Source organism: Marivirga tractuosa (assembly GCF_042140215.1).
GTDB classification, from domain to species: domain Bacteria; phylum Bacteroidota; class Bacteroidia; order Cytophagales; family Cyclobacteriaceae; genus Marivirga; species Marivirga tractuosa_A.
Map to the genome: position 1 here is coordinate 3,155,468 of NZ_CP159478.1, position 24,883 is coordinate 3,180,350.

A 24,883-nucleotide genomic window follows, 5' to 3' on the forward strand; every position below is an offset into this window, starting at 1 on the left:
TTAATCTCTGATTAAAATATAATTTTAAAAGATATTAAAACTAATCACAGCATAGAAAATCGATATTGTTAGATTATTGAAACCTTGTTTCAATAGGACAAGACTCCCTTCTTCAAGGGAATGACGCTTCGATGTAATTTTGCATTTTTTATTAAAACCTGTCTCATTGATTTCAAGATTGCAAAATTTTAATTATTTAATTATCAAGTTATGTTATGTAATATAATAAAAAAAGCACGGCTCCAACCGTGCTTTCTATTATCTTAAATCTTGTATCTAGGTTCTTAATTACATATCCCTTATGTATTGACCTCCTGATCCGCTAGTAAGCAGATCTGCAGCCAATTAGATTACATGTTTCGTCTATATTGCCCTCCGACCTCAAACATCGCATTAGTAATCTGACCTAAAGAACAGAATTTAGTGGCTTCCATCAATTCAGCAAAAAGGTTTTCATTTTTAATGGCTGCTTTTTGCAATCTGTCTAAGCTTTCTTTTGCTTCTGTCTCAAATCGATCGTTCAGTAAATTAAGCGTTTCAATTTGATATTCTTTCTCCTCTTTAGTAGCTCTAATTACCTCACCTGGCGTTACCGTAGGCGAACCTTTAGAATTCAAGAAGGTATTCACGCCTATAATCGGGAATTCACCTGTATGCTTTAAGGTTTCATAATACAAGCTTTCTTCCTGTATTTTTCCACGCTGATACATGGTTTCCATAGCGCCTAAAACGCCTCCACGCTCGGTGATTCTATCAAATTCAGTTAAAACTGCTTCTTCCACTAAATCAGTCAATTCTTCAATGATAAAAGAACCTTGGATTGGGTTTTCATTTTTGGTCAAGCCCAATTCTTTGTTGATTATTAACTGAATTGCCATGGCTCTACGCACTGAGTTCTCAGTCGGAGTCGTGATGGCCTCATCATAAGCATTGGTATGCAATGAATTACAGTTATCATAAATCGCATACAATGCCTGAAGCGTAGTTCTGATATCATTAAAATCAATTTCCTGAGCATGCAATGAACGTCCAGAGGTTTGGATGTGGTATTTCAACATCTGAGCTCTTGAGTTGGCTCCGTATTTCTGCTTTAAGGCTTTCGACCAAATTCTTCTGGCTACTCTACCGATTACCGCATATTCAGGATCAATTCCGTTTGAGAAGAAGAAGGATAAATTTGGACCAAATTTATTGATGTCCATTCCCCTACTCAAGTAATACTCCACATAAGTAAAGCCATTCGCTAAAGTAAAGGCCAATTGCGTGATTGGATTTGCTCCAGCTTCTGCAATGTGGTAACCTGAGATGGATACAGAGTAGAAATTACGGACTTGATTCTTGATGAAATACTCTTGCACATCTCCCATCAATCGCAAAGCAAATTCAGTAGAGAAAATACAAGTATTCTGCGCCTGATCTTCTTTTAGAATATCTGCTTGTACTGTACCACGAACAACCGCCATGGTCTCAAACTTGATTTTTTCATAGACATCCTTAGGCAATACTTGATCTCCGGTTACACCCAAAAGCATCAAACCTAAACCGTTATGATTGGCTGGTAATTCACCTCTATATTGCGGTCTGGCAGAACCTTTCTCCTTGAAAATTCTATCGATTTTCTTATTTACTTCAGCTTCTAATCCATTCTCTTTAATGTATTTTTCACATTGCTGATCAACCGCTGCATTCATGAAAAACCCTAAAAGCATAGGAGCTGAACCGTTAATGGTCATAGAAACCGAAGTCATGGCATCTGCCAAATCGAAACCAGAATATAACTTCTTCGCATCATCCAAACAGCAGATACTTACTCCTGAATTACCAATTTTACCGTAAATATCAGGTCTGTAATCCGGATCATTTCCGTAAAGCGTCACGGAATCAAATGCTGTAGATAAACGCTTAGCTGGCATATCCATACTCACATAATGGAAACGCTTATTGGTTCTTTCCGGTCCGCCTTCCCCTGCAAACATACGGGTTGGATCCTCTCCTTCTCTTTTGAAAGGATAAATTCCGGCTGTATAAGGGAATTCACCCGGAACATTCTCCTGCAAATTCCATCTTAGTAAATCTCCCCAACTTTTATATTTTGGTAAAGAAACTTTTGGAATCTGACTGTGAGATAATGATTCCGTATGCGTCTTAATCTTGATCTCTTTGTCCCTTACTTTAAATGAATAGATAGGATCTTTATACTTCTGAACCTTATCACTCCACTCTTCTATCAATAATTTATTCTTTGGATCGAAGTTTAGTTCTTCTTTTGCATAAGCTTCTTCCAATCCTTTGATTAATCGATCTTTATCCTCCAAATCAGAAGCTTGAAGTGTTTCGATAGATTTTCTGTAACCATAAAGCTTATCTGCAACTTCTGCTTGTTGCTCCACCCATTCATCATAGCCTCTGTTGTTTTCAGAGATTTCTGATAAATAACGGGTTCTATTCGGTGGGATAATGAATACTTTCTCCGACATTTCATCGGTAATTTCAAAAGTAGATTTCAAATCAGCACCTGATTTTTCTACCACCTTATCCATCAAGGTTTTATATAATGCGTTCGTCCCAGGATCATTGAATTGAGAAGCAATAGTACCATAAACTGGCATATCGTCTACTTTAGCTTCCCATAATCCATGGTTACGCTGATATTGTTTTTTCACATCACGTAAGGCATCCAATGCACCTCGCTTATCGAATTTGTTAAGCGCAATAATGTCAGCAAAATCCAACATATCGATTTTCTCCAACTGAGTTGCCGCACCATATTCAGGAGTCATAACGTAAAGTGAAGCATCAGAATAATCTAAAATTTGCGTATCAGACTGGCCAATACCAGAGGTTTCTAAGATGATGAGATCAAATTTTGCTGCTTTTAAGATCGAAACAGCATCTTTTACATATTTTGAAATGGACAAATTACTTTGACGAGTTGCCAAAGAACGCATATAAACGCGTTCGTGATTGATGGCATTCATTCTGATTCTATCTCCTAATAATGCTCCACCTGTCTTTCTTTTGGATGGATCGACAGAGATGATTCCAATGTTTTTGTCTTTAAAATCTAATAAAAATCTGCGTACCAATTCATCCACTAAGGATGATTTTCCTGCTCCACCAGTTCCTGTAATCCCTAAAACCGGGACAGAAAGTTCTTTTGCCTTTTCCCTCACTTTATCCAATTCAGCATTGCTTTCCTCTGGGAAATTTTCAGCCGCTGAAATTAGTCGAGCAATTGCTTTTACGTCTTGCTTGTCAACACGCCCTACTTCTCCGTTCAGATTCTGACCAGTTGGATAATCACTTTGCTGAACCAAATCATTAATCATGCCTTGCAAGCCCATTTCTCTTCCATCATCTGGAGAGTAAATTCGAGAAATGCCGTAATCATGCAATTCTTTGATTTCCTCAGGAAGGATTACTCCTCCCCCACCGCCAAATATCTTTATATGACCAGCGCCTTTTTCTTTCAGCAAATCATGCATGTATTTGAAGTATTCCGTATGACCACCTTGGTAAGAAGTCATGGCAATGGCTTGTGCATCTTCTTGAATGGCAGTATTCACCACTTCTTCCACGGCACGGTCGTGGCCTAAATGAATCACCTCACATCCAGTGGATTGAATGATTCTTCGCATAACATTAATAGCCGCATCATGCCCATCAAAAAGGGAGGCAGCGGTTACTATTCGAACGTTATTTTTAGGCTTATAAGGAGCTACAGTTTGATGTGCAGACATATTTTTTAGTCGTTTAATTCCAATTACGAAATTACAACAATAAAGCTAAAGATTAAAGCCAATGCCAAACATTCGTTAGGAAGAGATATTGTAAAAATTATATTTTATGATGTGGGGATTTGGGTTGTGGTTTTGTGGTGGTTTATATGATATTACGGTGTTTTGTTTGGTGTTTGGATTGAGATAAGATCGCGCCTACGGGGCTTAGGGGTTCTGTTTTTGTTGTTTTGTTACCGTAATTTAGCCCCGATGGGGCTATAGTTTGCAGTAAATTCACTTCGGTTATAATTACAAAAGGCTTTTGCTAACTAAAAACGACTTTGTAGTAGCTACTCTTTTAAGTCCCAGAGGGACGAACTTATGGTAACGTAGTCCCTACCAGAGCATCTAAGCCCCATAGGGGCGACCTTATAAATCCACTCGGATTAATAGGATCGGGAAATTCCTTACAAAAACTATGCTCTCCAAAAATTTCCATCCCTCCCATTTTTCTAAAAAACGCAATTTCCCTACATTTACAGTTAAACTAAAACCTTTTGAACACAAGATTATGTCACAGCACAAACTAACCGAAGTCGCCAAAATTGCCGTTCGATATGTGAACACCACCAACCGTTTGATTTTTCTAACAGGAAAGGCAGGAAGTGGGAAAACCACTCTTTTGCGCTATATCATAAATAATACTTATAAAAATGTAGCCGTTGCTGCCCCAACAGGAATTGCTGCTATAAACGCCAAAGGTGTTACTTTACACTCACTCCTACAGCTTCCTTTCGGTACCTTTATTCCTGAAGATAATGCAGTTGATTTCTCCAGAACCAGCGAGCAAATTAATACCCCAAAAACATTTCTTCAGCAGTTTAAAATGTATGGTAATAAACGCCAGATTATCCGGAACTTGGAACTGCTCATTATTGATGAAGTCAGTATGTTGCGAGCAGATATTTTGGATTGCATGGATTTAATATTGCGAATGGTTCGCAAAAATCCTCAGCCTTTCGGTGGCTTGCAAATTATGTTTATTGGAGATCTGAACCAGCTCCCTCCCGTAATCCGTCAGCATGAGTGGCAATATTTAAATAAATTTTACAAGACCGGCTATTTCTTTGAGGCTTTGGCTTTACAGAAAACCGAAATGGTATATATCGAACTCGATAAAATTTTCCGTCAATCTGATCCCGAATTTACTGATATTCTAAATCGCTTAAGAGATAATCATTTATCTGAAACCGATATTGAAAAGTTAAACCAACATTATGAAGAAGGTGTAGAAGAATCACCGAAAGAGGGCTATATCAATATCACTACTCATAATCGAAAAGCAGATTTAATTAACGAGAAGGCTTTAAAATCATTAAATACAGTAGAAAGAAGCTACAAAGCTGAAATTGAAGGTGACTTCCCTGAAAACATGTTCCCTTTGCCTGAAAAACTCAATTTTAAAATTGGCGCTCAGGTGATGTTTATCAAAAATGATAGCAGCGGAGAGGCAAGATATTTCAATGGGAAAATCGGTGAAATATCCGAAATGAATGAAGACACCATCAAAGTGAAACTTAAAAACCCCAAGGATGAAGTCACGGTAGAACGATATGAATGGATGAACCAGCGATACAGTTTGGATAAATCCACAAATGAGCTTCAGGAAAAATGGCTGGGAACTTTTAAGCAATTCCCTTTAAAACTGGCTTGGGCTATCACCGTTCACAAATCTCAAGGCTTAACTTTTGAAAAAGCCATTTTGGATTTATCCGATAGCTTTGCTCCAGGGCAAATGTATGTAGCACTTTCAAGGCTTACAGGTCTGGAAGGATTGACCTTATCTCAACCAATTAGCAATATTCCATTTGAATTAGATAAGAGTTTAAGGCAATTCGAGAATAACAAAAAAGCTCCTGAACAGCTGAATCAAAAGTTAGACTCCGACAGAAAAGCTTTTGTTTTCAACACTATTAGAGAAACATTTGATTTCCAAGGCTTGATGAAAGAATTAAATATTCATTTAGGGAGTTTTAATAAGGGAGAAAACAGATCCTTAAAGCAGCAATATGCGGACTGGACTAGAGAGAAGAAAGAGCAATTAGAAGAAATCAATAAAGTTGGGCTTAAGTTTCAAAGTTCATTAGCCCATTACGAAGCTAAAGAGGATTATTTGTCTGAATTAGCTGAAAGGGTCAATAGTGCTGAAGATTATTTCAAGCCAAAGGTGAAGGATTTATATGATGCTTTTAAAGCACATTTGATCGACACTTCCAATCAAAGTAAAGTAAAGGCCTATCTAAAAGAACTGGAGAGCATTACGGAGCAATTGAAGTCAAAGCTTTTGCAAATTAGTAAAACGGCAATGTTAGTAACTGCAGCATCAGAAAACAGGATATTGTCTAAAAAAGATCTTCATCAGTCCTCCACTTATGAACAGGAGAAAAAAGAATCTAAAGAAAAGAAAAAGAAATCAAAAAAGGATAAAACTCCTACGGCTGAGATATCCTACAATTTCTTTAAAGAGGGTTTAAGCACAGAAGAAATCGCAGCTAAGAGGGAGTTAGTACCAGGAACCATTTTGGGGCACTTATCCAAATACATTGAAACTGGTGAAATTGAAGCTTCTGAATTAATGGATGCCACTAAACTAGATCAGATTTGCCAAGTAATGGCTTTGGATGAAGTAAAAGGCAGCGCAGATGTAAAAGCCAGATTGGGAGATGAATTTACTTATGATGAAATAAGGATTGCTTGGGGGCATTTCAGACGAGAAAATCTAAAGGAAGCCCCCTAAATCCCCCAAAATGGGACTTTGGAGCGTGCGTTTTTATAGATAGAATTGATGGATGTAGGGTGCTGGATGAAGGGTGTTGGGTGGTTGTGCTTAAAGCCATGTCAGTACCGAAGATCGGACATTGGAGCGTTGGAAGTATGAAGCTAGAAGATAAAAAAAGAAATAAGGTAGTAATAAATGGAAATAAATTATCGGGTGAATTCTTTGCACCTAAAAAACTTGACAACTTGCCAACATGTCAACTCAGCCAATCTTACTTTCTAAATAATCAATAACTTTACCTTTGTCCTCGGCCGAAAACCAAACAAATTCTTCATCCTTTTTAAACCAAGTCATTTGTCTTTTGGCGTATCTTCGGCTGTTTCTCTTTAATAATCGGATAGCCTCTTTCCTATCGTATTCACCATCCAAAAAACCAAATATTTCTGAGTAGCCTACCGTCTGCAAAGCATTCAAATTTTTAAAAGGGTATAATTTTTCTGCTTCTTCGAATAAACCTTCCGCAATCATCTGATCCATTCTTAAATTAATGCGATCATATAATTCTTCTCTTGGACGCTCCAGTCCTATTTTAATGATATTAAAAGGTCTTTCAATTTTATTTTCTTGAGCTCTGTAATAACTCATGTTTTTTCCAGTAGCTCGGTAAAGTTCCAATGCCCGAATCAGTCTTTGTGGGTTTTGCTGATCTACTATTTCAAAATATTCAGGATCACATTGAGCTACTTCCTTTTGTAAATATTCAATTCCATTTTGTTCAAATTCAGCATTCAATTTTTGTCTAATTTCAACTGGAATCGTGGGCATGTCATCAATCCCCTCACATAAAGCTTTTACATAAAGACCTGAGCCTCCTACCACAAAAACCATATCATGCTTTTTAAATAAATCATCCAACAATTTTAAAGCATCTTTCTCAAAATGACCTACATTATAATCATCCTGAATATTATGGGAATTCACAAAATGATGCAGAACTCCACCCATTTCTTCTTCAGTCGGCTTTGCAGTACCAATTTGCATTTCTTTATAAAATTGACGGGAGTCAGCTGAAATTATTTCAGTTTGAAATCGTTTAGCCAATTGAATGGATAAGGAAGTTTTGCCCACGGCAGTAGGCCCTGCCAAAATCACTATAGTTTTTAATTTTTTAGTCAAGTTTGATATTTAATTCAATCTTAAAAGCTTAAATTGAGCAGTAAATTTAGACATTTTGGAGTTACAAAAATACGATAAAGATCAACTTATAAAAGAGGTAGAAAAATTACGTCTCGCGCTCTACCAAAATAAATATTTGCTTAAAAATTCCAGGCATCTTGAAAACAATATGTTTCCAGAAGAAGGCATTGACTTAAGTATGGAGTTCACTGATGATGGAAGGATCATAAAAACCAATAAAAACTGGCGTAAAAGCCTTGGTTATACTATTCAAGACTTACAACACATTTACATTAGAGATATAATTATACCGGAAGATTGGCATAAATTTCAAAATTCAATTGAAATTGTAATAAAAAATAAATCCCAGGAGCTTTTAGAAATCCGTTTGAGCTCAAAAAACAATGATAAAATCCATGTTACAGGCATCATTTTAATGAGCTTAAACAACAGGAATATAGTTGCCAATTTTCAAGATATTACTAACCAGATTCATGCACAGAAAGCTCAAAATTTATTTTATGAGATCACTAATTTAACATTAAAAAGCACTGATTTAGATGGCTTATTTAAAGGTGTTCATGAAAAGTTAAAAGAAGCAATGGAAGCTAAAAACTTCTTTATTGCGCAATTTAAATTTGAAAAACAAGAGTTATTCTTTCCATACATTCATGACGAGTTTATACCAGACTCTCCCAAATCACTATCTTTTGAATATAAAAAGGGATTATGTGAATATATCTATCAGCAAAAAAAAGCCATGTTGTTAAAAGAATCTGATATAATGGATTTGATTTTAGAAGGGAAAATTAATCAATATGGCACTATACCCAAAGTATTTTTAGGCGTTCCTTTTCAAACTGAAAAAGGAACGCCAGGAGTAATTGGTGTGCAGAGTTATAAGGATGAAAATGCATTCCAAAACCGAGATCTTAAATTATTAAACTTTATATCCAATCAGGTTTTACTTTCGGTTGAAAGAAAATTTATTGAAGAAAAAATTAGTACACAGGCAGCACGATTGCAATCTATTTTCAACAGTAGTAATCACATAATTTGGTCGATTAATAAAGATTTTAAACTTACTTCCTTCAACCAGAATTTTGAATATGAATTTTTAAAATATTTTAATTTTAAACCAAAAGTAAATACTGACTTGCTGGGTAAAAATATTTCAACTTTTTTCCCAACGAAAACCTTCGATTTTTGGAAGGTGAAATTTGAGAAATGTCTAAATGGTGAGACTCTAAATTTTGAAATAGAATTTAAAGATCCTCAAAATGAAAAAACCATTTGGAAAGAAATATATTTAAACCCAATCTATACTGAAAGCGGTGAAATTACTGGGCTTTCAGGCATAGCGCATGACATTACGGAAAAGAAAATCAATGCATTAAACATTCAAAAAAGTGAGTTAAAATTTAGGAATATATTTGAATCTTTTCAGGATATTTATTTCAATTGCCGCTTTAATGGAGAAATAATTTTAATCAGTCCTTCTGTTAAGGAGAACATTGGTTATGAACAAAATGAAGTTACAGGTAATAACATTACAAATTATTATCTCTACACAAAGAAGACCAAAGATTTACTGAAAAAAATAGTTTCCAGAAGAAGGGTTCAAAACTTTGAAGCAACACTGATTACTAGAGATGGGCGATTAGTGAACTGCATTTGTAACGTTAGATTGGTAAGAGATAAAGAAAGTAGAGAGGTAACAATTGAGGGGGTAGCTCGGGATATCACCAAACTAAAGCAAGCCAACAGGGAATTATTACATGCTAAAAATGTGGCAGAAAACTCCCTAAAAGTAAAAGAGCAATTCTTGGCCAATATGAGTCATGAAATCCGAACCCCGATGAATGGGGTAATCGGAATGGTGGATTTGCTTTCTCAAACTCAGCTCAATCCTGAGCAAATGAATTTTGTACAAACTATCAAACGTTCGTCTGAAACTTTATTGACTATTTTGAACGACATTCTAGACTTAAGCAAAATTGAGGCTGGGAAAATGAAAATTCAACCCCATGTTACTGAGGTAAAATCAATTTTTGAAAAAGTATTAAACTTATTTAGCCAACAAGCCAAGCAAAAATCTATTGATTTAAGTTTTAAAATCGATAATGAAGTTCCTCAATATTTAAAAATTGATGAAACTCGTATTATTCAGATTGTTTCAAATCTTACCTCCAATGCATTAAAATTTACTGAGAAAAACGGTAAAGTTCTACTGCACATTTCAAAGGAAATTAAAGATAATCTATACAGAATAGCAGTTGAGGATACAGGGATTGGAATCTCCGAAAATGATCAACAGCAGTTATTTAAATTGTTTACCCAATTGGATAAATCTAGCACCAAAGCTTTTAGTGGGACAGGGTTAGGACTTGCCATTTCGAAGCAGTTAAGCAGTCTGATGGGTGGACAGATAGGTGTGAGCTCAGAACCAGACGAAGGAAGTGTATTTTGGTTTACCTTAGTAGGTGAAAAAGCATCAGAAACTGAGATACAAGATTACAAGAAACAGAAACAGAAAGTAGCAAAGAGTCATAATCTAACATTTAAAAGTAATAAAGCCCCATATATTTTAATAGTAGATGACAACACCATAAATAGACAGGTGGCCAGTCAAATATTATTGAAATCAGGTTTTAAAACCGATTTAGCCTTTAGTGGTTCTGCAGCAATAGAAAAAGTGAAGAAAAATGATTATGATTTGATTTTAATGGACATTCAAATGCCTGTGATGGATGGAGTAACTGCAACAAGGGAAATTAAAAAGCTACCAAAGAAAATTCCTCCTGTAGTAGCCATGACGGCTTACTCAATGAAAGAGGATCGTCAGCGATTTTTGGATATGGGCATGGATGATTATTTGGCAAAACCTATTGTTTCGGCTTTACTTCTAGATGTTATCCAACAAAATTTACCTGGTTTTGAAACCGAGAGTTCTATTACTGAAGAAATCCAACAAGAGCAAAGTAATGGAAAAAGCCTTGAACTAATTGATAAATCCACTTTACAACAGTTAAGTAAATATGCAGATAAACCAACTATCAAATCATTCTTTGAAGAATTTGAAATTGAAGCAAAAAGTTTGATATTGGAAAGCATAAATGCTGAAAAGACTTCGGACATCGACAAAATATTAAGTAATTTGCATACTTTAAAGGGAAATGCTGGCACGCTTGGAATCCGTTCTTTAGAAGAACAGGCAAAAAAAATAGAAGCGGATTTAAAAAATGAAAAAACCGAAAAGCTTATAAATGACTTAAACCATTTATTAGATAATTTTAATAAATTTACAGATAATTATCAGTCAATATTAAAATAAGATGGCAGAAACAAAAAAAGTACTTATAGCAGAAGATAGCTCGGTAATCCAAAACCTTACCAAGAAAATATTAATGATGCAGAATTACAGTATCCATTCCGCTAAGAATGGGGAACAAGTTTTAAAAGCTTTAGAATCTGAATCCTTTGACATCATTTTAATGGACATTAACATGCCTAAAATGGATGGTATGGAATGCACCAGAGCCATAAGAGCAATGGATGATCAAGAAAAATCAGCTATTCCGATTATTGCTATAACAGGAAATGCAAAAAATTACAGCATAGAAGATTTTAAAGAAGCAGGTATCAATGAATATTTGCAAAAACCGCTGAATTTTGATCAATTAGTAGAAACTGTTAAGAAATTAACAAATTGATCTAATTCTTTTTAGCATTTAACCGAACTTAAAATTATAACTATCCGAAAATAAATAACAAATAGAAAGTTTGTGTAGTTAGTTTATAAATTCCTTAATATGCAAATAAAGTACACAAAATCATTCCTCAACAAACTAGAAGATGTATTCGCTGAATCTGAATATGTACTGCGTTATGAAAAAGGAAATTTCAAATCAGGCTATTGTGTATTGAAAGATCAAAGAATTGTGATCATTAACAAATTTTTTGATACTGAAGGAAAAATCAATTGCTTAGTGGATATCCTAAAAAACATTGAATTGGATAGCAAAACACTTAGTGATAAAAACAAAAATTTCTATTTAGAATTACAACAAACCGAACTCGCACTTTGAAGGTAACATTTCTAGGAACAGGAACATCGCAGGGAGTTCCCGTAATTGCATGCGATTGTGAAGTATGTCGCTCTCTTGATTATCGGGACAATAGAACAAGAACAAGTATACATATTGAAGTTGATGGTAAAAGCATTGTATTTGATACAGGTCCTGACTTCAGAGAACAAATGTTGAGAGAAAGGATAAACCATCTGGATGCGGTAATCTATACCCACGAACATAAAGACCATACAGCCGGATTAGACGATGTGCGCTCCTACAATTTCAAGCAAGAAATGGATATGCCTGTATATGGTAGAAAACCCGTTTTGGAGCAAATACAAAGAGAGTTTGCTTACATTTTTGCAGCCAATAAATACCCTGGAATTCCTAAGGTTAAACTACATGAAATAGAAAATAAGCCTTTTCAAGTGGAGGGAGTGGATATTCAGCCAGTAGATGTATTGCATTACAAACTGCCTGTTTTTGGCTATAGAATTAAAGATTTTACATACATCACGGATGTTAATCATATTCCTGATGAGGAGAAAGATAAAATTAGAGGCAGTCAAGTTTTGGTTTTAAGTGCTTTACAGAAAAATTCACACCTCTCTCATTTTAACTTGGAACAGGCTATTGCTATGGTGAGAGAATTGGAAATACCTCAAGCTTATTTCATTCACATGGGACATAGAATGGGATTGCATAGAGATATAGAAGAAGAATTGCCTGCAGGCATGGAATTAGCTTACGATGGACTTCAAATAGAACTTTGAGATGCATAATAACTATTATGTATTCAGACAATTATCATCAGAATTAGAGTCTAAAATCCGTGGAAGTGAACTATTGGCTTGTTTTAGCCAAAGCAGAGATGAACTGATTTTAGGTTTCAGCCAAATAGAAGAAGAGTTTTATATTAAAGCATCCTTAAAACCCGAATTTTCTTGCCTGAGTTTTCCCAATCAATTTGCAAGAACCAAAAGCAATAGTATAGATTTATTCACTGATTTTATCGGTAAAAGAGTAAGCAGAATTCAGCAATTTGAAAATGAAAGATGCTTTGCCATTCATTTTGAAGAAGATTGGTCTTTGTTGTTTAAAATGCACGGAAACCGATCAAATATTATTGGCTACAATTCTTTTAAAGGGGTTGAACTTTTTAGAAATAGCTTTCCGCAAGATATTGAGCTGAATTTAAATGATCTCGACAGACCTATTGATCAGAATAAAGAAGCATTTTTTGAATATGATGGAAATTACCAGAAGCTATTCCCCACTTTTGGCAAGTTGATTAAACAATATTTTCAAAGCATAAAACTAGAGGAAAAGCCGTTAGAAGAGCAATGGGAAATCATCTCAATTTTAGAATCAGGTCTTAAAAATCCAGATGGTTATTATACCATTCTTTGGAATGATGAGATTCATTTTTCCCTTTTGAAGATAGGTGAAATCTTAAAAGAGGAAGAAAGTTGTGTTGAGGGCATCACCCAATTTTACTATACCTATAGTAAGGAAAACTTTATACGAAAAGAAAAAAAACGGCTATCCAAGCAATTAGAGAAGCAGCGCAATCAAGCCATAAACTATATCAAAAAATCAAACCAGAAATTAGAGGATGTTCTCAACAAGCCTGGCTATAACCAACTTGCTGATATATTGATGGCGAATATGCACCAAATCCCTCCTCATACTAAAGAAGTGGAGCTGTTTAATTTTTACACCAATGAGAATATCAAAATCCCATTGAAATCACATTTAAGTCCTCAAAAAAACGCAGAAAACCTCTACAGAAAGTCTAAAAATCAGAAAATTGAATTAGAGCAACTGGAAGCATCCATTAAGCAGAAAGAAAATGAACTTCAGGAAACCGAAAACAAACTAGAAGAAATAGCTGCTGCGGAAGATATCAAATCAATTAAAAAGCTGATTAAGCAAAACCCTGTAAAAGAGAGAGCTCAGGTAGAATTAAAAGTCCCTTATAAAAAGTTTGAGTATGCTGGTTTTACCATTTTGGTGGGGAAAGGCGCAAGGGAAAATGATGAGCTGACTTTAAAATACGCCAAGAAAAATGATCTTTGGTTGCATGCCAAGGATGTCACGGGTTCTCATGTAGTGTTGAAGCAGCAAAGTAGTAAGCCTTTTCCACAAGAAGTAGTAGAAAAAGCAGCCCAAGCAGCGGCCTTTTATTCAAAAAGAAAATCAGACAGCTTAAGTCCTGTAATTGTGACTCCAAAGAAATATGTAAGAAAACCTAAAGGTTTACCCCCAGGCATGGTGCATGTCGATAAGGAAGATACAATTTTGGTGAAGCCTGAGGCATGGTGGATTAGCCCCCTTTAATTCCCCGCAATGCTATTAAGTTAAGCTTTGAAGCCATATCGTTCACTGTAATCCTAAAAAATAACCAAGGTTATTTTTCTTTGTGTTCTATTGTCTCTTTTATGGTGGGAATGAACCTCAGTTAAATAAAAAAGCAAAGGTTACTTTTAACCACAAAAGAATCAAAAGAAAACAACCTTTCCCGACCATTCGGGAAAGGTTTTTCGCTTTAGCGAAAAACTCGTTAAGGAAATTTCCTTAACTTAATAGCATTGAATTCCCCCGAAGGGAAGATATTCACAGAACTTATGAAGTCCTCAATAGAAATTTACATCGGCTATTATTCATAAATTTAGAAGCTTCTCAAAATCGATACAATGGCGCTCTCAATCAAAAATAATTAGACCATAAAAAAGGCAATGCTTACCAAACATTGCCTTAACGACCTATAAAAAACTAAAAAATAAAACTATTCTTTTCGAATGTTAATAGCCATTGCTTCATCCTTAGTATCAAATCCAAAATCTTGATAGATATTTTTTACATGATGGTTATAATCCATCATCGTATTAGATTTTTCTGCTCCTGCTACTATTATTAAACTTTCAGTATCTGGTCTTTGAATGGCTAAGTTCATATCAATAAGCTCGAAAACCTCACTTACATTTTGCTTTTCCCACTCATTACCCATATAAAAATAATAACCAGAATCTCCATCTGAAACATAAACCAATTGGTTAAAAACTGTTTCCTTTAGTGTTTTTAATTCCTCACTACTAACCTTAGGAATTACGATATCATAATCATAATCAGCAAGTTGAACCACCATTGAATTATTGATTTTATCAATGTCATTTTCTAACAATGTGCTTTGTGCGTTAGCATTTAAGCTCAACCCAAATAAAGTAATCAAAAAGATGAACCCTATTAAAATATTTTGGTTAACTGGCTTCAATATGTTGTGATGCGTTTTCATAAGATTTATATTTATATTCAATGGAATTAAGGAGTCTTTGACTTTAAATTATACTCAAATATCACAATATTATGGGCTGTAAACATTAGGGCATTGCTGAAAATACAATTAGGTGATTTACGTAGTCCGCATGCTTTTCATTTTCTCAGTTCTCTTATTAATTTCATCCAATTGAAAAGGGTCCTAAGATTGTAGAGGAGAATCGTGATTTAAAGGTTTACAATTTCGATCTGATATTGCTTCTGATCTAATATCCGACACAGCTGGATTCTATAAGAATTTTGAACCATCCAAAAATAACTCATAAAAAAGGCGATGCTGCTAAAACATCGCCTTAATCGACCTATAAAAAAAAAACTATCACTATAAACCTATTCTTTCTCTATATTGATTGCCATTACATTATTTTGTTTTTCAAATCCGAAATCTTGATATATACCCTTTACATGATGATTATAGTCTAATAATGCAGTAGAATTTTCTTCTCCTGCAATTATTATCAAGCTTTCAGAACCAGGTTCTTGAATGGCTAAATTCATATCAATCAGCTCGAAAACTTCCCTTACATTTTGCATTTCCCATTCCGCACCCATGTAAAAATAATAACCTGAGGCCTCATCAGTAACATAAACCATTTGATTAAAAGATGCATCTTTCAAAGCATTTAATTCTTTACTACTAACTTTTGGAATAATGATATCAAAATCATAATCCGCAAGTTGAACTACCATTGAATTATTGATTTTGTCAATGTCATTTCCCAATAATGTACTTTGAGCATTTGCTTTTAAAGTTAAACCAAATAAGGTGATCAAAACGATTAACCCTATTAGAACATATTGCTTAACTGGCTTCAGAATATTTGGATACGTTTTCATGAGTCTTTGATTTTAAATTATACTCAAATGTCATAAAAATACCCTCTGCATACATTAGGGCAATGCTGAAATTGAATTTAGGTAATTTACGTACTCAGCTAACTCTAGCTGTATTTCAGCTAGAGGCTGAAATGGGTTAACCGTAGAGTTTCACTTAGGCTGATATTGAGGTCACATAGGATATCAGCTAAAGCTGATTATTATTTGATCATTCTCAAATTAATACTGGATTAAAAGACAGCAAACTTCTGATTTCTTGCGTCTAGGATAAGAATTTTATCCATAAATAGTTTATTTCCAATCATTCCACCCATGCCGCTAAAATACATTAGAAGATTTTGGACAATGGAAGTTCCTTCAATATATGTGACTGTATCAAGTGTAATTTCTTCCTCACCAAATTTGATTACGCCATTACTTGCTATGTTGTGTACTTTTAAGGTTTTCCCCCAGGAATTGGCTTGATAAGTTTGCTCCACTGTCCCTGAAAGCGCTAAATTCTCCCATTGATTTTTATTGGTGATTAATTCAAAAGCACTGCTCCCTGAATCATAATATAACTGAGTATACTCATCATTTACTTTTCCATTCAGCAACACTTTTCGCTTTTTAAATTCAAAATCCTGAATAGCATTTTCCTTAATTTCTTTAGGGAAGGCATTACAAAATCGAATAATATGCTGTTTAAAGTCAAACACAACTACCTTATGTTCCAAAATATCTGAACCTAGCGTTCCAATAATATTGGTTGCTGAAGGTTCCCAATTTATTGAGTTTCCATAATTTATTCTTTGTATGACTGGAATTGAAACCGAAATATCACCCAATTTAAATTGAAAAGGATCATTTTCATTTTCAATCCTTGAGTTTAAAAAAGGATGTTTTTGAATAATGGATTGAAGCGCTTTTTCATGAAAAAGAGTACTGTGTGCTCCCAAATCAAATTGCAAATAGAATGTGTTAGTTATTCCATCTAACTTTACTGGTAAAAGTAGGGCTGCATACTCACTATCTTGATTAGAAATCCATTTTATAGCAAGGTCATCTTGATGATTGGAAACCTTCAATTGATTTTCTGGAGGGGTAAATTTTTTATCAAAATAAAAGTAGCCAATTACTCCACTTATTAGCAATACAGCAAATAAAATAAATACGAATTTCCTCATTATACAAAGTTTTAAGATTTGATGTAAAACTGAGAAAATATAAGCTGAAGCTATGCGTCAAGTCTATGACAAAAATGTGACAATAGCAGAATAGCGGTTATAAAAGCTGATAAGTTACTTTTAACCGATTCAATATTCCATTACTTATCCATCTGGAGAACTTAAATATCATTAGAATATTAAAGCAATATCCTAGAATTAAAATCACTATTATTAATGAAAATGATAACTGAATTGAATTTTGAATAAAAGGACTTATTATGAGCAAAAGTGATAGCACTAAAGTCCATATGATCTGGAAATTTAGAATACTTTTACCAGCTTCATTAATTATTTGATCTTTATGATACTTACGCCATAGAATAAAAGGGAAAATAATATTCCCGAAAGGAATCACAATTACAGCTAAAGCAGAAAGATTGATAAGCTTTATGTGATCAATCTGCTCATCTGAAACTTGAGAAGGATTGCTTTTAAAATCTGCATGGCTTAGTCCAATAAATTCTGAAAGCACCTGCAAAGTATGTCCTTTGGGAATGGTCTGACCAGATTCAATTCGTTGAATAGTTCTTAATGACAAGCCTGTTTTATCAGCTAAGTCTGTTTGTGTTAATCCATTTTGCTCGCGAAAATCTTTTATCCTTTGCACTTTTTCAGGAAAATCATTCTTACAAAACCTGACAATCTACTTATTTGTAGTTTGACTTTTTTTAGATGCTAAAAATAAGCTGATGACAGAACCAAAAAGAAGTATAAATAAACTTGAAGCAAGGCCAATAGTTATTGCAACATTATCAAACAAAGGTTCTTCTTTGTTAATTCCTAAAATTATGAATGCAATAGAAGTTAATAAAAATAAAAATAGCATACCTCCTGCTATTCCAAAATAAGTCTGTTTAGTTAAATTCATATACTATGTTTTTAAAATTAAATTTATTAATGCAATTATCATTACTGTTTTCGTCATTAAAATGGAAGGCTGATAAATCAATTCTCCATTATCCTCAACTTAGCAAAAGTCAGCAGAAGTGTCTTCTCTCCAAAGTTCTCAAATTCAATAGTAGCTTTTCTATTAGCTCCTTGCACATCCATTTTCTTTACCTCCCCAAAACCAAACTTTGGATGCTCTACTTTCATTCCTGTATCTAAACTACGAGTATCACTAGGAGCAAAATCAGGAGATGGGGTATGTAATTTCTTACCTGGAGGAACTGCTTTTCGCTCGGTCTTTCTTTGAGCTACTAAGTTCTTGGCATACACACTGCTCCCACTTCCATTATTCAAATTGCCCATAGGTTCAGAGCGATTGAATTTCCTATCCACTTTTATATAAGCAGGATCTATCTCTTCAATGAATCGGCTTGGTTCACAGTTTTTCAACCTCCCAAAACGGTAACGGGTTAAGGCATAGCTCAAAGTGACTTTTTCCATAGCTCTGGTCAATGCCACATAAAACAACCTTCTCTCCTCTTCCAAGTCGGCTCGGCTGTTGAGCATCATCTGAGAAGGGAATAAATCCTCCTCCATTCCCACTATAAACACATGCTTGAATTCCAATCCTTTGGCAGAGTGGATAGTCATCAGATTCACATGGTCGTTATTGTCTTTATCCTCATTATCAGCATCCGTCAATAAAGCCACATCTGCAATAAAAGCTTCCAAAGATTTATCTTCCTGCTGCTCGTCATCCACAAATTCTTTGATGGCATTGAGCAATTCCTGGACGTTCTCGTAGCGGTTTAACCCCTCTATGGTTTTATCGTCATATAATTCCTTCAACAATCCACTTTGCTTTGCAATAAATGCGGCAGTATCATAAGCATCGGCTCTTTCCAGTCTTATTTTAAAAGATTTAATCAGGGTGACAAAATTATCCACTGCATTGGCTGCTCGATTTGGGAGCACTCTTTGGCTCTTTTGTAATACATCCCAAATTCCCAACTCATTTTCAAAAGCCGAAACTACTATTTTATCAACCGAAGAAGCCCCAATTCCCCTTTTGGGTAAATTGATAATCCTTCTGAAAGATTGCTCATCGTTATGGTTGATGGTAAATCGGAGGTATGCCAATAAATCCTTGATTTCTTTTCTTTGGTAGAAAGATAAGCCACCGTAAATTCTGTAAGGAATATTGCTTTTCCTCAAAGCCTCCTCCATCGCCCTTGATTGGCTATTGGTTCGATAGAGAATGGCAAAATCCTTATTTTCAAGCTTTTTGTTATTCTTGTCCTCAAAAATAGAAGAAGCCACCAGTCTGCCCTCCTCATTATCGGAAGTGGACTTTATCAGATGTACCAATTCGCCATCATCATTCTGCGTCCAGACATTTTTCTTAAGCTGGGCTGCATTTTTCAGGATAACAGAGTTAGCCGCGTTTACAATATTCTGCGTACTTCTATAATTCTGTTCTAATTTGATTACCCTCAAATCCGGATAATCTTTTTCAAAATTCAGGATGTTTTGAATATTGGCGCCACGGAAGGCATAAATACTCTGTGCATCATCCCCTACCACACAAATATTTTGATGAACAGATGAAAGTCTTTTGGTAATCAGGTACTGTGAAATATTGGTATCCTGAAACTCATCTATCATCACATATTTAAATCGTTGCTGATATTTATTCAATACGTCCAGATGATCGCGAAATAAAACGTTGGTGTTGAATAATAAATCATCAAAATCCATAGCCCCCGACCGAAAACAACGCTGGACATATTCCTTATAGATAGCGCCCATTTTGGGCTTTTGGGCTTGCTCATCCTCGGAAACATAGACTGAGTTGTTCATGTAGTTTTGCCAGGAAACCAGATTGTTCTTGGCTCCAGAGATTCTACTATAAACTACATTCTGCTTATAGACTTTATCATCCAATCCCATTTCCCGAACGATTGCTCTAATCAGAGATTTGGAATCTTCAGTATCATAAATGGTGAAATTGCTGGGATAGCCTAATTTATCTCCTTCTGCTCTTAAAATTCTGGCAAAGACAGAGTGGAAAGTTCCCATCCATAAATTACGGGCATCAGTTCCCACTATCTTTTCAATTCTTTCCCGCATTTCCTTTGCAGCCTTATTGGTAAAGGTCAAGGCCAAAATACTAAAGGGATCAACATTCTTAACTGTAATAAGGTGAGCAATGCGATAGGTCAGCACTCTTGTTTTCCCAGAACCAGCACCAGCAATGATCATGGTGGGCTTTCCAAATTCTCAACTCCTTCTCTCTGCGGGGGATTCAAATGACTTAAATAATCCATAAGGCAAATTTATAATCTAATTGCCAAGGAGCATTAAAAAGCAGTGGGAAATGTTAAAATTATTTTGAGTGTTATGGAAACTAAAATTACCTTAATTTCAAATAGTCTCATTATTTTAAGTAATGAAGATTCTTTTTTTGATCATCTTATCATAATTTTATTAACTTGATTAAAATATTTTCTCATTGAGCAAGCTTTACCAATATAATCCATTCTTACTTTGGTTTAAAAACACTGAAACTGAAAGAAAATTTAATCTTAGTAGTTTCAAAGACGATTTATATGCACTTCGTTTTGTAATTATTTTGGGCACAGCCCTGAGTATTATTTTTATTTTCGTGGATGTGATAAGGTATAAACCTGATATAGTTTCTATCGGTTTTCGAGGTGGAATGGCCTTAGTACTTTTAATATTAGGTGGGTTAACTTTTTTATTTAAACAGGAGAAATACAAATTAACTCAATACATGGGTATTTTGATTGCCTTGTTTATTTCTTCTATTTTCTTTTTGCATTATCATTTTAATGATGATCCGGCTTTCGATATTTTCCTTTCCAATATTCTAATGGTATTGATTTTCATTACCTCTACCATTATGGGGATGCGTTTTCGATTTGCGCTTTTGGTCAATAGTATCAATTTTATTGGTTATATTTTATATATAGAAAACATAAATTACTCAGCCATAGCGGAAAGGCAGATTTCACAGCTCTTTGTTATCTATATGGTGGGAATATTAGCTTCCTACTTATTGGATCGACAAAAAATGACTTCTTTCATCAATAAAAATGAATTAGATCTTGAAGTTAAAAAAGTAGATGAACTTAATAAAGTTAAAAACAAGCTCTTTTCTATCATTTCCCATGATTTAAGAGGCCCAATAGTTTCTTTAAAAGGAATATTAAGTTTGTATAAAAAAGGTGGAATAAGCGAAGAAGAATTTAAGCAACTAACCAACAATTTGGAAGGTGACTTAAATAGTTCATCTAACTTACTAGACAATCTTTTGGCATGGTCGAAAAGTCAATTGCAGGGATTAGAAATTAAGAAAACCACGATAAAACTAAATGACGAATTTCAAAATTTAAGGAATCTGTTTAGTTCACAATTAAAATCAAAAGGAATATCTTTCGAAATTAATATAGCAGATGATCAAAATATTTTTGTAGATAAAGAAACCATTCAAATTGTTTTTAGAAATATTATTTCGAATGCCATCAAATTTACTCCTCATGGTGGTAATATCAGTATTTCTTCTGAGCAGCAAAATAATAGGATAATTAAGCTAATCATTGCTGATTCGGGTGTTGGTATGCCACCCGAAAAATTAAAACAATTATTCCAAATTAGTAGAGATTCACTTATTGGTTCTTCCTCAGCTAATGGAGCAGGAATAGGTCTATTACTCGTTAAAGAATTTGTTGAATTGAACCAGGGAGATGTTTCCGTTGAAAGTTCAATTGGAAATGGGACTTCATTTAAGGTTTTGTTACCTGCAAAATAACCCTGGGAACTTTTTCACTTCAAAAAGCTTTTTAAAATCATTTCAATTCTATTGAGGCAAATCCATCAATTAAAATTAATTTTGCAATATGATATTAATAGGTAATGCAGTCATCACAGATGACATTAAGGATAAAAATTTTGTTTGTAACATTGAAAAGTGCAAAGGAGCATGTTGTGTTGAAGGCGATTTGGGAGCTCCCCTAACGGAGGAAGAATTGCCCATTATGAAGGAAATTTATCCTAAAGTAAAGCCCTATTTATCAGCTGAAGGCATTAAAGCCATAGAAGAACAAGGTGAATATATTGAAGATTGGGAAGGCGATTATAGCACTACCACCATCAATGATAAGGAATGTGCCTATGCAACATATGATGATAAAGGGATTTTGAAATGTGGCATTGAACAAGCTCATAATGATGGGAAAATCGATTTTCTAAAGCCTATATCCTGCCATTTATATCCAATACGGATTACAAAATACGATGAATATGATGCACTAAATTACGATAGATGGGAAATTTGCAATCCTGCCTGTGATTTTGGAGAAAAACTGGGTGTTCCTCTATACAGATTCTTGAAGGATGCCTTAATCAGGAATTACAGCAAAGAATGGTATGAAGAACTAGTTAGAGAAATTGAATCTGATAATTCAAGTAATTAAATATTTAAATTGGGTAACTTTACTGTGAAAACAGTACCTTTTTCAATTTTTGATTTTACTTGAATTTCTCCTTTTACTTTTTGAATGGTCTCTTTTACAATATAAAGACCTATGCCAGTTCCTTTGCTATTATTGGATGCTCTAAAAAACATATCAAATATTTTTTCCAGATATTGATTATCAATTCCTAAACCGTTATCTGAAATTTTAACGACAGCTTTTTCTTGATCTACCTTAATTTCTATTTCTACTTTAGGATTATCAATATAAGGATTGAAATAACGAATCGAATTGGAAACAAGGTTGTTGAAAATGACTTTTATCCTTCTTTTATCGGAATAAAATTTGACATCAGATCCAATTTTTAATCGCTTTTCAATCTTGTCATAATTTTCTAAATATTGATAATTATCTAAGGTATCCTGTACTATTTCTTCGAAATCAATAGGCTCAGCTTTTACTTCCTGCCTTGCATTTCTAGATAAATCAACTATATCCTTAATGAAATCATCTAGCTTATTAATGCTTTTATCTACTAAATCTAAATAATGAGCTAATTTATCTTTGTCATTTTCATTTTTAGCTAAATTGATCAAACCCTTTACGGAACTAAGAGGAGCTTTTAAATCATGTGAAGCACTGTAAACAAAACTATCTAACTCAGTATTCAATTTCTTTAATTCCCTATTTTGTTTTTTAAGTTTCTCTTGTGCACTCTTAATGGCAGAAACATCCCTAATAGCGCCATCAAAATATTTAGCGCCTTCCTCATCTTCACTTACCATACTGCTGATCAATCCAGTAAATATTTCTCCATTCTTTTTGCGAAACTGTACTTCTACATTGGTTACTTCTTTCTTTTTAATTAAAAGATTTCCTAACCGCTCTCTGTCCTCAGGGTTAGCATAGAGACTATTCAATTTACTGTGATGATATAGTTCTTCTTTTGAATCAAAACCAAACATTTTAACGAAGGCTTCATTAATAAAAATCAACCCCTGATCATGTGTACTTCTGTAAATTGCCTCAGAAATATTTTTATTTACTGAAGCAATAATTCGTTCATTGCTTTTGATTCTTTCTTTGACTTCAAAACTCTCCGTTATATCATCCGTGATGCACACAACTCCGCTTATATGTTTATTTACCTCAACTGGAAAAATCTTTGAATCTACCACTTTATTAACCTTCCCATTCTCTTTGTAAAAATCGCGATAATTCTCTTCCTTTCCACTTAGTGCTAAGTTTATGCGCTTTATTGTATTATCATATTGAGATGCTAATTCGTTTTGCTCCAATAAATTCATACCTACCTCAGGTGAGATACCATAATGCCGCTTTACATGATGATGGAATTTATTATTAAATGCCAAAAGATTAAAATCAGCATCAACCATCCAGACAACAGATTCAAGACTATCGAAAATTGCTCTCAAACTGGCCTCTTGATATAAAACCTCCCCAACTTGAAATTGAAGTTGATTATAAAAGTTATCTTTTAATTCCTCTAGCTCTTTGTTTAGCTCTTTGAAATCGTTAATAATTGTATTTATTAAGGCGTAAATTGGTTTTAAGCTATCCTCACCATCAATTTTCATCAATTTGGTATCTTTACCTTTCCAGCTTAAATCATTGAGGGTTTCGATTAAGGAATTCGACTCTTTTTCAATTTTATCTTTACTCCCATTCTGCTTAGCCTTTAATTCCTTAATCTCATAAATTAATTCTTTTCTAGTGAGAGAATGTAGATAATCGTCCGAAAACGGATCAGGTTTCTTTCCATTTATGGCATAGTCAATAGCTAATTGGGGATTACTTACTTTTTCAACACCTACTAGATTTTCGGGTTTATGAGTCTCGTATAAATCAATTATGACTTTACCCACCCCATCATAAATAAATAAAAATTCCGACCAATATTTCCGGAATGATAGGTCAAAAAAATGAATCTCTTCTCTTGCAGAGGACGGAATACTATCCAATTGAGAAGTATCCATAATAAAGATTAACTTTTCTCCATTTTTCAAACGGGCTACCTCTTGTAGATTTTTAAAAAAAAATTGTGATTTATCACCATCTACTTGTCCTATCGTAATTGCATATAAAATACTATCCTCTATAAGTAGATAATAACAATTGAAGTTATTGTAAACGGTAATGTTTAAACTCTCTATAAGCTCGTAATTAAGCTTTTGATTATCAAGAAAATTTATTATTTGCTTTAAGTATTCCGTATTCAATTGAATGCCGCTTTATAAGATTTTGTCTAACTTATTATAATATAAAAATATACAAAATTTTATTCAGATAATGGACTGAACGCTTCAATTATAGTTAATGTAGGATATGTTGAAAATTAAATTAAAATGTT

17 protein-coding genes are annotated in these 24,883 nt (G+C 34.1%); 8 read left to right on the plus strand and 9 right to left on the minus strand.

The features are described from left to right. Positions 1-350: 350 nt before the first annotated feature. Positions 351-3,740 (minus strand): methylmalonyl-CoA mutase family protein, encoded by a 3,390-nt coding sequence (locus ABWH96_RS14225; RefSeq protein ID WP_375578182.1) that lies wholly within the window; start codon positions 3,738-3,740, stop codon positions 351-353. 550 nt (positions 3,741-4,290) lie between these two features. On the opposite strand from ABWH96_RS14225, the gene ABWH96_RS14230 reads away from it, so the two are divergent. Next, the gene (locus tag ABWH96_RS14230; RefSeq protein WP_375578183.1) at positions 4,291-6,516 is read left to right on the plus strand and encodes a helix-turn-helix domain-containing protein; all 2,226 of its coding nucleotides are present in this window, start codon (positions 4,291-4,293) and stop codon (positions 6,514-6,516) included. A 243-nt stretch (positions 6,517-6,759) separates the two neighbouring features. Here ABWH96_RS14230 and miaA read toward each other — a convergent pair whose 3' ends face one another. Further along, positions 6,760-7,674: a tRNA (adenosine(37)-N6)-dimethylallyltransferase MiaA gene (gene miaA / locus ABWH96_RS14235; protein ID WP_375578184.1), complete on the minus strand. Its 915-nt coding sequence runs from the start codon at positions 7,672-7,674 to the stop codon at positions 6,760-6,762. A gap of 55 nt (positions 7,675-7,729) precedes the next feature. On the opposite strand from miaA, the gene ABWH96_RS14240 reads away from it, so the two are divergent. From ABWH96_RS14240 to ABWH96_RS14260, 5 genes are all read left to right on the plus strand, one after another. Beyond that, positions 7,730-11,008: a PAS domain S-box protein gene (locus ABWH96_RS14240; protein ID WP_375578185.1), complete on the plus strand. Its 3,279-nt coding sequence runs from the start codon at positions 7,730-7,732 to the stop codon at positions 11,006-11,008. A 1-nt stretch (position 11,009) separates the two neighbouring features. Further along, on the plus strand, positions 11,010-11,387 hold the full coding sequence (locus ABWH96_RS14245) for a response regulator (RefSeq protein ID WP_375578186.1): 378 nt from the start codon (positions 11,010-11,012) through the stop codon (positions 11,385-11,387). A 99-nt stretch (positions 11,388-11,486) separates the two neighbouring features. Beyond that, positions 11,487-11,762, plus strand: a complete 276-nt coding sequence (locus ABWH96_RS14250; protein WP_375578187.1) for a hypothetical protein — start codon at positions 11,487-11,489, stop codon at positions 11,760-11,762. Continuing rightward, entirely contained in the window at positions 11,759-12,520 is a 762-nt protein-coding gene (locus ABWH96_RS14255; RefSeq protein ID WP_375578188.1) for an MBL fold metallo-hydrolase, read from the plus strand. Before ABWH96_RS14250 ends, ABWH96_RS14255 begins: the two co-directional genes overlap by 4 nt. A gap of 1 nt (position 12,521) precedes the next feature. Further along, the gene (locus ABWH96_RS14260) at positions 12,522-14,087 is read left to right on the plus strand and encodes an NFACT RNA binding domain-containing protein (RefSeq protein WP_375578189.1); all 1,566 of its coding nucleotides are present in this window, start codon (positions 12,522-12,524) and stop codon (positions 14,085-14,087) included. 448 nt (positions 14,088-14,535) lie between these two features. Here the strand turns inward: ABWH96_RS14260 and ABWH96_RS14265 are convergent, their stop codons facing one another. The 6 genes from ABWH96_RS14265 to ABWH96_RS14290 form a co-directional block, all read right to left on the minus strand. Next, entirely contained in the window at positions 14,536-15,042 is a 507-nt protein-coding gene (locus tag ABWH96_RS14265; protein ID WP_375578190.1) for a hypothetical protein, read from the minus strand. A gap of 371 nt (positions 15,043-15,413) precedes the next feature. Further along, positions 15,414-15,920: a hypothetical protein gene (locus ABWH96_RS14270; protein ID WP_375578191.1), complete on the minus strand. Its 507-nt coding sequence runs from the start codon at positions 15,918-15,920 to the stop codon at positions 15,414-15,416. A 230-nt stretch (positions 15,921-16,150) separates the two neighbouring features. Then, on the minus strand, positions 16,151-17,086 hold the full coding sequence (locus tag ABWH96_RS14275) for a hypothetical protein (RefSeq protein ID WP_375578192.1): 936 nt from the start codon (positions 17,084-17,086) through the stop codon (positions 16,151-16,153). Positions 17,087-17,183: 97 nt separating this feature from the next. Then, entirely contained in the window at positions 17,184-17,735 is a 552-nt protein-coding gene (locus ABWH96_RS14280) for a helix-turn-helix domain-containing protein (protein WP_375578193.1), read from the minus strand. Between the two features lie 36 nt (positions 17,736-17,771). Further along, a complete protein-coding gene (locus ABWH96_RS14285; RefSeq protein ID WP_375578194.1) occupies positions 17,772-17,996 on the minus strand; it encodes a hypothetical protein in 225 nt (74 codons plus the stop codon). Between the two features lie 77 nt (positions 17,997-18,073). Continuing rightward, on the minus strand, positions 18,074-20,278 hold the full coding sequence (locus ABWH96_RS14290; RefSeq protein WP_375578195.1) for an ATP-dependent helicase: 2,205 nt from the start codon (positions 20,276-20,278) through the stop codon (positions 18,074-18,076). A gap of 250 nt (positions 20,279-20,528) precedes the next feature. On the opposite strand from ABWH96_RS14290, the gene ABWH96_RS14295 reads away from it, so the two are divergent. Both ABWH96_RS14295 and ABWH96_RS14300 read left to right on the plus strand, forming a co-directional pair. Further along, positions 20,529-21,848: a sensor histidine kinase gene (locus ABWH96_RS14295; RefSeq protein ID WP_375578196.1), complete on the plus strand. Its 1,320-nt coding sequence runs from the start codon at positions 20,529-20,531 to the stop codon at positions 21,846-21,848. Between the two features lie 88 nt (positions 21,849-21,936). Then, positions 21,937-22,512: a DUF3109 family protein gene (locus ABWH96_RS14300; protein ID WP_375578197.1), complete on the plus strand. Its 576-nt coding sequence runs from the start codon at positions 21,937-21,939 to the stop codon at positions 22,510-22,512. Here ABWH96_RS14300 and ABWH96_RS14305 read toward each other — a convergent pair. Beyond that, positions 22,509-24,752: an ATP-binding protein gene (locus ABWH96_RS14305; protein WP_375578198.1), complete on the minus strand. Its 2,244-nt coding sequence runs from the start codon at positions 24,750-24,752 to the stop codon at positions 22,509-22,511. The genes ABWH96_RS14300 and ABWH96_RS14305 overlap by 4 nt on opposite strands. Between the last annotated feature and the right edge of the window lie 131 nt (positions 24,753-24,883).

Coding starts and splice junctions, on each gene's coding strand:
- ABWH96_RS14230 (WP_375578183.1), top strand. CDS start 4,291: ATGTCACAGCACAAACTAACCGAAGTCGCCAAAATTGCCGTTCGATAT.
- ABWH96_RS14260 (WP_375578189.1), top strand. CDS start 12,522: ATGCATAATAACTATTATGTATTCAGACAATTATCATCAGAATTAGAG.
- ABWH96_RS14300 (WP_375578197.1), top strand. CDS start 21,937: ATGATATTAATAGGTAATGCAGTCATCACAGATGACATTAAGGATAAA.
- ABWH96_RS14265 (WP_375578190.1), bottom strand. CDS start 15,042: ATGAAAACGCATCACAACATATTGAAGCCAGTTAACCAAAATATTTTA.
- ABWH96_RS14285 (WP_375578194.1), bottom strand. CDS start 17,996: ATGAATTTAACTAAACAGACTTATTTTGGAATAGCAGGAGGTATGCTA.
- ABWH96_RS14245 (WP_375578186.1), top strand. CDS start 11,010: ATGGCAGAAACAAAAAAAGTACTTATAGCAGAAGATAGCTCGGTAATC.
- ABWH96_RS14225 (WP_375578182.1), bottom strand. CDS start 3,740: ATGTCTGCACATCAAACTGTAGCTCCTTATAAGCCTAAAAATAACGTT.
- ABWH96_RS14275 (WP_375578192.1), bottom strand. CDS start 17,086: ATGAGGAAATTCGTATTTATTTTATTTGCTGTATTGCTAATAAGTGGA.
- ABWH96_RS14250 (WP_375578187.1), top strand. CDS start 11,487: ATGCAAATAAAGTACACAAAATCATTCCTCAACAAACTAGAAGATGTA.
- ABWH96_RS14270 (WP_375578191.1), bottom strand. CDS start 15,920: ATGAAAACGTATCCAAATATTCTGAAGCCAGTTAAGCAATATGTTCTA.
- ABWH96_RS14290 (WP_375578195.1), bottom strand. CDS start 20,278: ATGATCATTGCTGGTGCTGGTTCTGGGAAAACAAGAGTGCTGACCTAT.